The sequence below is a fragment of the Pedobacter ginsengisoli genome, assembly GCF_002736205.1.
Lineage (GTDB): Bacteria > Bacteroidota > Bacteroidia > Sphingobacteriales > Sphingobacteriaceae > Pedobacter > Pedobacter ginsengisoli_A.
On sequence record NZ_CP024091.1, the window covers coordinates 4,196,519 to 4,209,396 of the forward strand.

At 37.1% G+C, this 12,878-nt stretch carries 15 protein-coding genes; 6 read left to right on the plus strand and 9 right to left on the minus strand.

Annotated elements, in window-relative coordinates:
• The 5 genes from CPT03_RS17290 (at nt 1) to CPT03_RS17310 (ending at nt 3,537) form a co-directional block, all read left to right on the plus strand.
• On the plus strand, nt 1-1,188 hold the full coding sequence (locus CPT03_RS17290) for a hypothetical protein (RefSeq protein WP_099440003.1): 1,188 nt from the start codon (nt 1-3) through the stop codon (nt 1,186-1,188).
• Between the two features lie 51 nt (nt 1,189-1,239).
• Nucleotides 1,240-1,398 (plus strand): FeoB-associated Cys-rich membrane protein, encoded by a 159-nt coding sequence (locus CPT03_RS17295; protein WP_099440004.1) that lies wholly within the window; start codon nt 1,240-1,242, stop codon nt 1,396-1,398.
• Nucleotides 1,399-1,407: 9 nt separating this feature from the next.
• Nucleotides 1,408-2,004 (plus strand): Crp/Fnr family transcriptional regulator, encoded by a 597-nt coding sequence (locus CPT03_RS17300; protein WP_099440005.1) that lies wholly within the window; start codon nt 1,408-1,410, stop codon nt 2,002-2,004.
• An 88-nt stretch (nt 2,005-2,092) separates the two neighbouring features.
• Nucleotides 2,093-2,623, plus strand: a complete 531-nt coding sequence (locus CPT03_RS17305) for a YceI family protein (RefSeq protein ID WP_099440006.1) — start codon at nt 2,093-2,095, stop codon at nt 2,621-2,623.
• 38 nt (nt 2,624-2,661) lie between these two features.
• Nucleotides 2,662-3,537, plus strand: a complete 876-nt coding sequence (locus CPT03_RS17310) for a pirin family protein (RefSeq protein WP_099440007.1) — start codon at nt 2,662-2,664, stop codon at nt 3,535-3,537.
• A 3-nt stretch (nt 3,538-3,540) separates the two neighbouring features.
• On the opposite strand, the gene ispF is transcribed toward CPT03_RS17310, so the two are convergent.
• Nucleotides 3,541-4,017, minus strand: coding sequence for a 2-C-methyl-D-erythritol 2,4-cyclodiphosphate synthase (gene ispF, locus CPT03_RS17315; RefSeq protein WP_099440008.1), 477 nt, complete (start codon nt 4,015-4,017; stop codon nt 3,541-3,543).
• Nucleotides 4,018-4,043: 26 nt separating this feature from the next.
• A complete protein-coding gene (gene porV, locus CPT03_RS17320; RefSeq protein WP_099440009.1) occupies nt 4,044-5,222 on the minus strand; it encodes a type IX secretion system outer membrane channel protein PorV in 1,179 nt (392 codons plus the stop codon).
• 188 nt (nt 5,223-5,410) lie between these two features.
• Between porV and CPT03_RS17325 the strand changes: the two genes are divergently transcribed.
• The gene (locus CPT03_RS17325) at nt 5,411-6,994 is read left to right on the plus strand and encodes an SUMF1/EgtB/PvdO family nonheme iron enzyme (protein ID WP_099440010.1); all 1,584 of its coding nucleotides are present in this window, start codon (nt 5,411-5,413) and stop codon (nt 6,992-6,994) included.
• A gap of 54 nt (nt 6,995-7,048) precedes the next feature.
• Here the strand turns inward: CPT03_RS17325 and CPT03_RS17330 are convergent, their stop codons facing one another.
• From CPT03_RS17330 to CPT03_RS17360, 7 genes are read right to left on the minus strand one after another with little or no spacing between them, the layout of a single operon-like run.
• Entirely contained in the window at nt 7,049-7,546 is a 498-nt protein-coding gene (locus CPT03_RS17330) for an acetyl-CoA carboxylase biotin carboxyl carrier protein subunit (protein WP_099440011.1), read from the minus strand.
• Nucleotides 7,547-7,548: 2 nt separating this feature from the next.
• On the minus strand, nt 7,549-8,205 hold the full coding sequence (locus CPT03_RS17335; RefSeq protein WP_099440012.1) for a DUF4159 domain-containing protein: 657 nt from the start codon (nt 8,203-8,205) through the stop codon (nt 7,549-7,551).
• Nucleotides 8,202-8,906, minus strand: a complete 705-nt coding sequence (locus tag CPT03_RS17340) for a 16S rRNA (uracil(1498)-N(3))-methyltransferase (RefSeq protein ID WP_099440013.1) — start codon at nt 8,904-8,906, stop codon at nt 8,202-8,204. Before CPT03_RS17340 ends, CPT03_RS17335 begins: the two co-directional genes overlap by 4 nt.
• A gap of 11 nt (nt 8,907-8,917) precedes the next feature.
• Complete coding sequence (locus CPT03_RS17345; protein WP_099440014.1) at nt 8,918-10,234, minus strand: hemolysin family protein; 1,317 nt, start codon at nt 10,232-10,234, stop codon at nt 8,918-8,920.
• Nucleotides 10,234-10,788, minus strand: a complete 555-nt coding sequence (locus CPT03_RS17350) for an inorganic diphosphatase (protein ID WP_099440015.1) — start codon at nt 10,786-10,788, stop codon at nt 10,234-10,236. The genes CPT03_RS17345 and CPT03_RS17350 overlap by 1 nt, the downstream gene beginning before the upstream one ends.
• Before the next feature lie 8 nt (nt 10,789-10,796).
• Nucleotides 10,797-11,459, minus strand: a complete 663-nt coding sequence (locus CPT03_RS17355) for a DedA family protein (protein WP_099440016.1) — start codon at nt 11,457-11,459, stop codon at nt 10,797-10,799.
• 45 nt (nt 11,460-11,504) lie between these two features.
• Entirely contained in the window at nt 11,505-12,878 is a 1,374-nt protein-coding gene (locus tag CPT03_RS17360; protein ID WP_099440017.1) for an NADH-quinone oxidoreductase subunit N, read from the minus strand.

The window sequence follows — 12,878 nt, forward strand, 5'->3', positions numbered from 1 at the left end:
ATGATTAGTAAATACAGAGCACAGTTTAATGGTTCTTTCTCCGAGAAGAAGTACAACAGCTTTATAAAGATGCTGGAATCTGGGTTTACTAATATTCCCTTTAGAGTTGCTGAAACTCCGGTTTTCATTCCTTCAGAATTACAGAAAAAACTAATTGAGGCTGGTGAAGAAATTATAAAACTCATAAAACAGCCTAATTTTAAGGAGCTGACAAAAGGTGCAGTACCTTTGAACTGGAATGTTCCAAATGAAAATGACCACCCGCATTTTTTAACTTTCGATTTTGGAATATGCAAAGATGCTAATGGTGCTCTGGTACCTAAGCTTATTGAAATGCAAGGATTCCCATCCTTATATGGATTTCAGTCTGAAATGGCAAGGGTTTATAAAGAGTCGTATGCATTACCCCCAATATTAACTCCATTTTTTAATGGTCTTAACGAGGAATCGTATATAAGCTTGTTTAAAAAGGTGGTTCTAGGGAAATATGCACCCCAGGAGGTTGCATTAATGGATATAGATGCACCGAATCAAAAAACTGCCATTGACTTTTTGGTTACCCAAAAGTATTTAGGCATTAAGATTTTGAGCCTAACCGACATCTTTAAAGAAGGGAACGCTCTTTTCTATATGGAAGATGGAAAGAAAATCCAGTTAAAAAGAATCTACAACCGGCTTATTTTTGATGAAATTGGTGATAAAACAGCTCTTTTTGAGCAATGCTTTGACCCCAGATCGGAAATTGACATTGAATGGATTACACACCCTAACTGGTTTTACAGGATTAGTAAGTATACTATGCCTTTTTTGAAGAGTGAGTTTGTACCAGAAACTCATTTCCTGAATACGCTATCTGAAATACCTTCGGATCTTGAAAACTATGTATTAAAGCCGCTATTTTCTTTCGCGGGCATGGGTGTGATTATAGATGTAACAAAAGAAGATATAGCCGAAATTAAAGATCCTAAGAATTGGATACTTCAACGAAAAGTTGTTTATGAACCTGTTATAGAATCACCTAACGGAGGTGTGAAAGCCGAAATCAGATTGATGTATTTATGGGCCGATGGTGACGAACCACAATTATGCATTAATCTGGCCCGTTTAAGTAGAGGTAAGATGATTGGTGTTAGATATAATAAAGATTTTGATTGGGTTGGTGGTACAGTTGGACTAATGGAAGGGTAAATTTACAATTAACAGACCCAGGGAAAACAGGCATTAACTAAATTTGTGATTATGGATATTCAGACTATTCTGGTAATTATACTGTTTGCGGGAGCGCTATTTTATGTTGGTCGCATTGTTTACCGTTCTATAGCCCCTAAAACAGGTAGCTGTGGCTCAAACTGTAAGTGTGGTGTAGATTTTTCGAATGTTAAAATAGACAAGAAATAGATTTCATCTATGACAGCTGTACTGGAACCTTTTAAAGTCTATTTAAAAAACAAAGTAGCCATAACGGATGAGCAGTTTGACCTCATTTCGGATAAACTTAAAATAAAAACCTTCGACAAGAATGAAATGATTTTGATGAAGGGCGAGATTTTGTCCTATGGCTTTTTTGTTTTAAGTGGTTTATTACGTAGCTATTCAATTGACAATAAAGGAAAAACACATATTATTCAATTCGCACCTGAACAGTGGTGGTTATCTGAAAGGAATGGGATGTTCAATGAAGCTTCGGAGTTTTTTATTGATGCCATTGAACCTACTACTGCCATTGCAGTAAACAAAGATTTTATGAACGATGCTGCAAAGCATGTGCCCTGCATGAGTGATCTGAATAGTACTATGCTTAATAACTCTATCAGATTCATGCAAAAGAGAATTAATATGCTTTTGAGCGCTACTGCTGAGGAACGTTACTTGAATTTTATACAGCTATATCCAAATTTGACATTAAGGGTACCACAGTGGATGATCGCTTCTTATTTAGGCATTACACCAGAATCTTTAAGCAGGGTACGTAAGGACCTGGCACATAAGCATTTTAAACCCTAGCACTTTCTTATCATAGGTCAATGTGTGGCTAAACCTATAGCCCTAATTTTGTGTTGTAATTAAAAGAACAACTTAAAAAAACAATATTATGGCAACTACACAATGGTCATTAGACCCAACCCACAGTGAATTACAATTTAAAGTAAAACATTTAATGATTACTACTGTAACCGGTAGTTTGCATTTAATTAGTGCAACATTAAATTCAGAAGGTGATAACTTTGAAAATGCTAAGGTTACTTTTGAGGGTGAAACTTCATCTATTAATACCGGAAACACAGATAGAGACAATCACTTAAAAAGTGCCGATTTCTTTGATGCTGAAAAATTCCCTAAAATCACTTTCGAATCTACCTCGTTAACCAAAGACGGTGATGATTACATTATAAATGGAAATTTAACTGTTAAAGGCATTACAAATCCGGTAGAATTAAATGCTGAATTTGGTGGTATTGCTACAGATCCATGGGGTAATACAAAAGCTGGTTTTACTATAAGTGGCAAAATAAACAGAACTGATTTCGGTTTAACATGGAATGCAGCATTAGAAACTGGTGGTGTTATGGTAAGTGAAGCTGTAAAAATAGCAGGTGAGTTACAATTTGTAAAACAAGCCTAAAAAACAAAACCAGCATCCATAAAATATTAAAAAGACAAATGGAAGCAAAAATTAAAACGGTGTCGGCCATTTTAAATGCGCCGGCACCTCATATGGTAGGTGATGGATTTAGGGTACATAATTTTTTTCCCAAAGGATATAAAATTAAAATGAGTCCGTTTTTTATGCTGGATTACAATTCCAGGATAGAATTCTCTGCACGTAATGCGCCCAGAGGTGTAGGAGTTCATCCGCATCGTGGCTTTGAAACCGTAACTATTGCCTATCACGGCGCAGTTGCACATCACGACAGTGCCGGCAACAGTGGTGTAATTTATCCGGGTGATGTTCAGTGGATGACTGCAGGAAGTGGAATTTTACATAAAGAATATCATGAAGAAGCCTTCTCTAAAAAAGGCGGAGCTTTTCAAATGGTACAGTTATGGGTGAATTTACCTGCAAAGAATAAAATGACCACACCAAAGTATCAGGAGGTAAAGCATAGTGATATCGCAAGATACAAGCTTGATGATGAAGCCGGGATGATTGAGGTGATTGCCGGTGAATATAATGAGACCAAAGGATCTGCAAGCACCTTTACTCCTTTAAACCTACTTAATGCCCGCCTAAATAAAGGAGGCAAGGCATATTTTGATTTTCCTGCCGAGTATAATACTGGTTTTATGATTATAGAGGGCAGTGTAAAAATTAATGGAACTGAAATTGCCAAAACCGATCAGTTTGTTCATTTTAAAAATGAGGGTACTGCAATTGAAGCAGAAGCTTTAGAAAACAGCATAGTCCTGATATTAAGTGGTGAACCTATAAATGAGCCGATAGCTCAATACGGCCCATTTTTAATGAATAAGCCGGAGGAAATACAAGAAGCTATAAACGATTACAACCAGGGTAAGTTTGGATACCTTGATGAATAATATTTATTTTTCGATAAGGCATACGGCGTAGGCAACTACGCCTTCTTCTCTACCAATAAAGCCCATCTGCTCATTTGTAGTAGCCTTTATAGAAATATCTTCAACAGATATTCCGATTGCTTCTGCTATATTTTTTTGCATTTGAGGAATATGAGGATTAATTTTTGGTGCTTCCAGACAAAGCATAGCATCAATATTTCCTACCTGCCATCCCTTTTCTTTAAGAAGCCTTACACTTTCCTTAAGCAAAATGATGCTGCTTATTCCTTTCCACTGTGGATCTGTATTCTTAAAATGAAAGCCAATATCTCTTAAATTTGCTGCACCTAACAGGGCATCACAAATGGCATGAAGCAAAACATCTGCATCAGAGTGGCCAAAGGCTCCCTTATGATGTTCCAGATTTACTCCGCCTATTACAAATGGGTGATTATCTTTTAACTGATGCACGTCGAACCCGAACCCTACTTTAATTTTCATTTGTTTAATTGTGTTGATATATATTGTTATTTGGCATCGCCAAAATTGAATAGTAATGTAAAACGTAATGTATTTGCCAATGGACTCTTTTGTGCATTGGCTGCCAGATAAGCGAAATCTATATTAAATACATTGTATTTTAATCCGGCCCCGAGTGTGAAATATCTTCTATCTCCCTTTTGAGGGTTTTCGTAAAAATAACCTGCTCTTAATGCAAACTGCTGATTGTACCAATACTCAACCCCGGCCGCGATGTTAATTTCTCTTAATTCTTCAGAAAAACCTCCGGGAGCATCACTAAATGACCCAAATATACCAGATGGTACCGAACGGTTAGGATCTTTACCTGCTATTATTTTGCCATCTTCATCATATCTGGGCTGCGTTGGTACAAGAAGCTTATTAAAGTCGAGCGCGAAAGTAAATTGATTGTAATCGTCAACCAAAAAGGTAGAGGCTGCTCCTATTTTAAAGTTTGTTGGCAGAAAGTTTTTTTCACCACCTTGAACATAGCTGATCTTTGTCCCGATATTTGAAATGTTTACTCCAGCTGAGATAATAGCATCTGACCCCAGAAAAACAGTTGGCTTTTTGTAGTATGCAGAAACATCAACTGCAATTGCTGAGCCGGCCTGAGTTTGCTGCCCAGCGGCAAACTGGCCTGACAACAGATTAGAATAAATATATCTTAAAGATGTTCCTAACGAAAACGAGCTCCCAAATCTTCGGGCATAAGTTACATCCCAGGCAAGTTCATTTGGGCTATAAACACCAAGGTCCTGCTGATTGATATCTACAAATTGTATTTCACCTAAAGAAAAGTATCTAAGGGAGCTTCCAAGTGTACTTTCGTCATTAAGTTTATAAAAACCGCTTAAATAAGCCAGATTAATATCAGGAACCAGGCTTTTTAGCCATGGACTGTAAGATGCCGAAAAGCCATATGGTTTATCTAGAAAAGCTAATTTAGAAGGGTTGATACTTGTTGAATTTGCATCAGGGCTAATCGCAACTCCGGCATCGCCCATGCTTCCAATTCTGGCATCGGGAGTAATTAACAGGAAAGGGACCGCAGTAACTATGTTATTAGGAGCACTGCCATTTGTTTGGGTACCGGGTTGTACCTCCTGAGCAAACACGCCTATAGAAACTGCAACTAGAGAAAAAATGCCTAACGCAGTTTTTACTGAGTACCTTAAATTCATTCGTCCCGTATAATTATTACTGTCGGATGCAAGTTAACATAGTGTTTACTAATTTCAAAGTATTCCATAGGTTTACAACCTTTTCTATACATAGATAATTTATTAGATCTTATAAAGAAAGATTTTTTTGGATAGAACACCTTTTTTTGTGTAGTTTTAACATCTAGAGTAACTATTTGCGCAATCTAATGAAAAAATCATACCTATACTCGCTTGCATCTCTTGCACTTGTAGCCTCCTTTATGTCCTGTAAAACCAAATCAGGAACTTCGGACAAGACAGGACTAGCCTATAATAAAAAGGAATATGGAGGATTTCAGGTTAACAATAAATTCAAAAGAGGACCCGGCCCTGGTTTAGTTGAAATTGAAGGCGGTGTTTTTGTAATGAGTGGTAGCGCAATCAATGTTGCCGGACAAGAATTAAGCTCTTATAATCATAAAAGGGAAACAACAGTTTCTTCTTTTTATATGGATGAGACTGAAGTGTCGAACACGAACTGGCTGGAATACTTAAACTGGATAAGAACCAACTATCCAACTGATTACGAATATTACTACAACGAAATACCAGATACTTTGGTTTGGCGAAGACCATTGTCGTACAATGAACCCTATGTAGATAATTACCTGAGGCATCCTGCCTATCAGGATTACCCTGTTGTTGGTGTTACCTGGGAACAGGCTGAGCGTTATTGCGCATGGAGAACTGATAGAGTGAACGAGCTGCTGCTTCGTGATCAGGGTTATATGACTAGCTTTAAAGATATAAATGGTGATACCAGAAATGGTGTTGCTGCTGCAAGCTCCAGACCTACTGAACCTTTCAATACTGAAATTTACTTAAATGGACAGTATGATGATAAGGGTAAAAAGGCAATGAAAGATTTAAGCCCTACAAACGCCAAAACTGCTGATGCAGGTGCTAATGGCAATAAGGGTGCAACCAGAAATGTAAGACTGGAAGATGGTATTTTAAAACAACCTTATCGTTTGCCGACAGAAGCCGAATGGGAGTATGCTGCTCTGGGTTTAATTGGCAATACAGAATATGAAAATATCCATGAGAATAAGATTTATCCATGGAATGGCTTAGGGCTAAGCTCGGCAAAGAAAAAAACCCGCGGCTTAATATTGGCCAATTTTAAAAGAACAAAAGGTGATTATATGGGCGTTGGCGGTTCTTTAAATGATAAAGGAGGCTTAACGGTTCCTGTAAGATCTTATCTGCCTAATGATTTTGGCTTATATAATATGGCCGGGAATGTAAATGAATGGGTTGCAGATGTATACCGTTCTAAAACTTTTGAAGCTGCTGATGCATTTAATCCTTACAGGGGAAATTTTTATGAAGATAAAAAAGTAGCAGACCCTAATACAGGAAGAATAGAAAAAGATAAACATAACCGTCCTGTTATGATTGCAGCTGTAACTGCAAGAAAGCAAACATGGGCAGAGAAACAAGCTGCAGCAAGTAAACCTGCAGATTCGGTAAACACTTATGCTGATCAAAGGGGATACAGAGATAAAGCAAACGACCTGTACGGTGAAATTACATTGATCACAGATAAATCAAGGGTTTATAAAGGTGGGTCATGGGACGATCAGGCCATGTGGTTAAATCCTGCAACCAGGAGATTCCTTCAACAGGATGAATCAACTGCTGACATTGGATTCAGATGTGCGATGACCATGCTTGGAGCCTCAGAAATCAGGTCAATGGGGAAACCTCAATTTAAGAGTAGACCACAAAAGGCATTTAGAGGTAGGTAGCCTAATAGCATATAAAACAAGAAAGGGAGCATTTTTAAGTGCTCCCTTTCTTGTTTATTGAAATTGAATCAATAGCTCATTTTTCTCTACCTTATCTGCCTTGCTAATGAGAATCCTTTTAATAATTCCGGAGGTTGGAGACTTAATCACATTTTCCATTTTCATGGCCTCCAGAACAATCAGGCTTTCCCCCTTGCTTACTTCCTGCCCTTCGGTAACCAGCACACTCAAAACCAAACCTGGCATGGGTGCCTTAATTTCACTAACCTTGCTGACCTGACCACTATCCATACCCATTTGCTTAAGCAATTGATCGTACTGATCTTCCATATCTATGGTATAGGTAGTTCCGTTTACCTTAATGATACTTGTTTTATCGGCCTTATTTTCATGAACCAGCTCAATGTTGTACGATTTGTTATTGTATATAACATGGGTATGAGTATCGCTTAGTGGTTTAGCATCTACAACTACTTCTACTCCATTAACGCTCATTAAATCATTATTGATTTCGACATCAAAATTGTAATGTCCGTTTACGCTTACCTTCATATCTATTGTGTTAATGCATATTGAATTAAATTTGCGCCCATTTTAAGCGCGCTAGATCGCTTTTCCTGAGTGTCGCCAGGATAAGTACCATAATCCTCCCAGCCATTACCTAAATCGCATTCATAAGTGTAGTAACAAACAATGCGCCCCTCCCATATTAATGCAAAGCCCTGAGGCCTTTTATTATCATGTTCATGAATTTTGGGCAAGCCATTTGGGAACTTAAACTTTTGGCTATATATTGGATGATTGGCGGGTAACTCCGTAAATGTTAATTCGGGAAATACCTTCTTCATTTCCTTTCTGATAAATTTATCCAGTCCGTAGTTGTCATCGATATGCAGGAAGCCTCCGCCTATTAAATATTTACGAAGATTATTTGCTTCAGCTGTGCTAAACACCACATTGCCATGCCCTGTTAGGTATACAAATGGATAGTTAAATATTTCAGCACTACCAACTTCAACAATTGCCTCCTGGGGGGCAAAGTTGGTTTGCAGGTTTTTATTACAAAAATCAATAAGATTAGGAAGTGCGGTTCTGTTGGCATACCAATCCCCTCCGCCGTTATATTTCAGTTTGGCTAATTTATACGTTGGCGAATGGAAGCCTGATAACAAAAAGATTATTCCAATAAAAAAAAGGGTTCTGAACTTCATCTATTTAAATAATTCACTTCAAAACAGGCAGCTAAAGCAGCGGTTTCTGTTCTTAGTCGTGTATTACCTAAAGTTAATGGTTTGTAGCCATTTTGCAAAGCCAATTCAATTTCCTGAGGTGTAAAATCGCCTTCCGGTCCAATGAGAATAGTATAATTCTGACGAGGCTTGGCAATCTGGCTGATGTATTGCCTGGACGACTCATCTATACAATGAGCAATCATCTTATGGTCTGCGTTTGCTATTTTCAGGAAATCAGAGAGATTTATTTGAGGGTTAATCTTTGGATGATAAGCCTGTAGTGACTGCTTAACAGCAGAGGTAACTACTTTAACCAGGCGATCTTCTTTAACTACCCGGCGCTCTGATCTGTCGCAGATTATTGGCGTAATCTCCTCAATGCCTATTTCGGTTGCTTTTTCCAAAAACCATTCTAACCTGTCGATGTTTTTAGTGGGAGCAACAGCAATGTGCAAACGATGATTCCGCTTATTGTAGTTATGGGTTGCTTCGAGTACCTTAAGCGTAACATTTTTCTTTGTCTGGCTTACAATTGCTGCTTTGTAAAGCCCTCCAACGCCATCGATAAGATAAACTTCTGATCCAATATTTAACCTTAAAACCCTTATGCAATGTTTGCTTTCATCCTCATTTAAGACATATTCATCAGCAGTGATGTCTGGTGTATAAAAAACATGCATGACAAGGTAGATTAATGATTGTCGACCATATCACTTTTACTAATTACCAGCTCGAGTTTTATGGTTTCTATATTTTGTTCCGTTTTCTTTAAGATGGTAAATAAATAGCCATAACATTCTTCGCTATCACCCACCTCGGGTATCCTGCCGAATGCGTGAGAAACAAGCCCTCCTACAGTATCAAAATCCTCGTCCTCCGGTAAATCATGAGGCAAATGTTCATTTACATCATAAACCGTTGCATAAGCATTAATGATAAATTCTGTATCTGATATTTTTTCAACTGTTGGCTTTTCCTCATCATACTCATCCTGTATCTCACCAACGATCTCCTCAACTATATCTTCAAGAGTTACCATTCCGGCGGTACCACCAAATTCATCAATTACAATAGCAATTTGAATACGTTTTTGCTGAAGTTCACTTAGCAGATCATTTATCTTTTTTGTTTCGGGAACAAAGTATGGTTTTCTGATGATATCATTTAAAGACCACTCTTTATTATCCGCCAATAAAGGCAGGATGTCCTTTGCGTGTACAATTCCTATAATTTTATCAATTATATCATCATAAACCGGCATTCTTGAATATCCCTCACCAATTATTGTTTCTACTACTTCCTGCTTAGGTGTAGACAACTCGATTCCAGAAATTTTAGTTCTTGGAACCATAATATTTTTAACAACACGCTCATTAAAATCGAAAACATTCTTAATAAGTTCATGTTCATTGGTATCAAGCGCACCACTTTCTTTACCCTGATCCAACAGGTAATACAACTCTTCGGTACTATGTACTGATTCATGCCCACCAACATTGGATATGCCAAACAACTTAAGAATTACATTAGCTAAACCATTCAGAACCCATATAAATGGCCTGAATAACCAATAAAACGCCTGAAGAGGCACAGCAATGAATAATGTGGTTGCTACCGGCCTTTGTATTGCTACAGATTTTGGGGCAAGCTCGCCAAATACAATATGCATAACTGTAATAAACAAGAATGCAATAAACGTAGATATTGAGGTAATGTAAACCTCAGATAAATTAAAGTTAATCAGCGCATCGTGAACAATGTTATGCATTACAGATTCACCGACCCAACCCAATCCAAGAGAGGCAAGAGTAATACCCAGCTGTGTTGCGGCTAAATAACCATCAAGATGCTGGGTAATATATTTTGCGATATTAGCAACTCTACTTCCGGATTTAGCTTTAATTTCAATTTGCGAGGCCCTAACCTTTACAATTGCAAATTCTGCGGCAACGAAAAATCCGTTCAGCGCAACTAAGAAGAATGTTAAAAATATCTTGAGACCTTCCATTAAGAGTTTTTATTTCTAAACTTTTCGTCATAAAGGGCTATACTTTCCTGAATGACTTTATGTGCATATCTAACACCTAACAGGTGTTCAATAGTCACCTTTTTTTCTTCCAATGCCTTATAGTCCTGGAAAAATTTAACTATTTCTTTCATTGTATGCGGAGGCAAATCAGCTAAATCATTAATATAATTAACCGACATGTCGTTTTTCGCTACTGCAATGATTTTATCATCTTGTTCGCCGTTATCTACCATATGCATCACACCAATAACTTTTGCTTCAATTATTGATAATGGATAAACATCCACTGAGCACAATACCAAAATATCCAGCGGGTCATTATCATCGCAATAAGTTTGCGGAATAAAGCCATAATTAGCGGGGTACATAACCGAAGAGAAAAGCACTCTATCTAATTTAATCAAATTAGACTCTTTATCTATTTCATATTTTGCTTTCGAACCTTTTGGAATTTCTATAATGGCATTAACAGTTTCAGGTAAATTTTCGCCTGGAGAAACGCTGTGCCATGGATGATGATCGTAATTACTCATTTTTTATTTTATTGTTCTGTATTTGTTGTTTCTTTATCTGTGTTACTTACCACTTTCTTTTTCACAAACGTAATGATAAGAGGAATGGTTGTAACAATAATAAAGCCTATAATTATATATAATAAATAATCTGTTATTTCTTTTTCAAATCTTTTACCCAGGAAATAACCCAGCAAAGTTAAGGAAGCTATCCATAATATTGCACCTGCAATGTTATATAATGCAAATCTTTTAAAATCAAGCTTAACCACGCCGGCAAAAATCGGAGCAAAAGTTCTGACTATGGGAACAAACCTGCCCATAATTAAAGCAAAAGCTCCCTGTTTATTGTAATATTCCTCGGCAGCTTTTAAATAACGTTTTTTAAAGAAGAAAGTATCCTTTCTGTGGTACAGAACCGGTCCCGTCTTTCGACCAAACCAATATCCCGTAAAATTACCTGAAATGGCTGAAATGCATAAACCTAGTATAAGTACATATATGTTTACATCCAGCTTTCCGGTTGCTACAAACATACCTGCAAGAAATAAAAGGTAATCGCCCGGCAGAAAGAAACCAAAAAACAACCCGGTTTCTGCAAAAATAACGAACATTACAACATAAAAACCACCTTCTTTAAGTAATTTCTCAGGGTCGATAAAATGCTGTAATGAAGTCCAGAAATCTTGCATAGTTCAATTACTCGTAAAACTACAAATAATTATCTAGAGAAATGGTTATATCAAATTTAAAATTACTGAAGGATATACCCCTAAAAATAGCGTAATAATAACAGAAAAAACCAGGACTGCCTTGTATTGAACCGGCACTTCCAGTTCAATCTCATTGCCCTCTTTAAAGTACATTGCTATTATCACTTTAAAATAATAATAAAAGCCAACCAGCGCATTTAAAATAGCAAAAGCAACAAGAAGAATCTGATATTCGCCCATCACATTCAGGAACATTAAATATTTCCCGATAAAACCTGCTGTTAATGGTATACCCGCTAATGACAACATAGCTACAGTAAGTACCAGAGCAGTTAATGGATTTCGTTTGGCCAGGCCATTAAAACTATCGAAGTGATCATTTCCTGTTTTCTGTTTAACCATAATCAGAACAGCGAATGCAATAATACTTGCAAAAGTATAAGCAGCTGCATAAACCAATACATTATTTGCAGAGGTTGACGACAAGGTAATTAGGGAAAACAACAGATAACCTGCATGAGATATACTTGAGTAAGCAAGCATTCTTTTAAAGTTTTTCTGAAATAAAGCTGTAACGTTTCCAATAAATAGTGTTATACAAACAATTGCAATTAATGGCGGCAACCAGAAATCGTGTAACGGAGCAAATGCATCAGCAAACAAACGTAAAAAGGCAGCGAAACCAGCTGTTTTTACAACTGTTGACATAAAAGTTGTAATCAAGGTTGGCGCTCCTTCATAAACATCAGGAGTCCAGAAGTGAAAAGGTGCTGCCCCAACTTTAAAGCTTAATCCAATCAACATCAGAATAACGCCAGGATAAAACATCGGCGAGATCGATTTATAGTTACCAACTAAATACTGGTTAATTGTTTCCAAATCAAAAGAGCCTGTGGCTCCATAAATCAGGGTAATTCCAAACAACAGGAAACCCGTTGAAAATGCACCCATTAAAAAGTACTTCAAAGAAGCCTCATTTGATGCAAAATTACTTTTACGAATACCTGCCAGGATATATAAACAAACAGACATAATCTCGATGCCAATAAACAACATTGACATGTTCTTGTAGGATACCATAATTATGATCCCTGCCAGTGCAAATAATATTAAGGTGAAATATTCAGCAATATTTTCACTATCAGAGGCAAAATAGTTTTGTGTGAGCAGAAATATAAATAATGTCCCCAGGATTGTTATGCCTGAAAAAGCTAATGCAAAATTATCCATCTGCATCATGCCGAAGTAGGTTTGATTAGTGTTCCATGAAGTAGCTACAAAAGCCAGTGAAATAAGCAGTCCAATAAGAGTTATGGGTAATAATGCTTTTTTAGCCTTAAACAAACCTGCATAAAGCACTACTAAAGCTGTAACAGTAATTGTTATGATGATATTCAT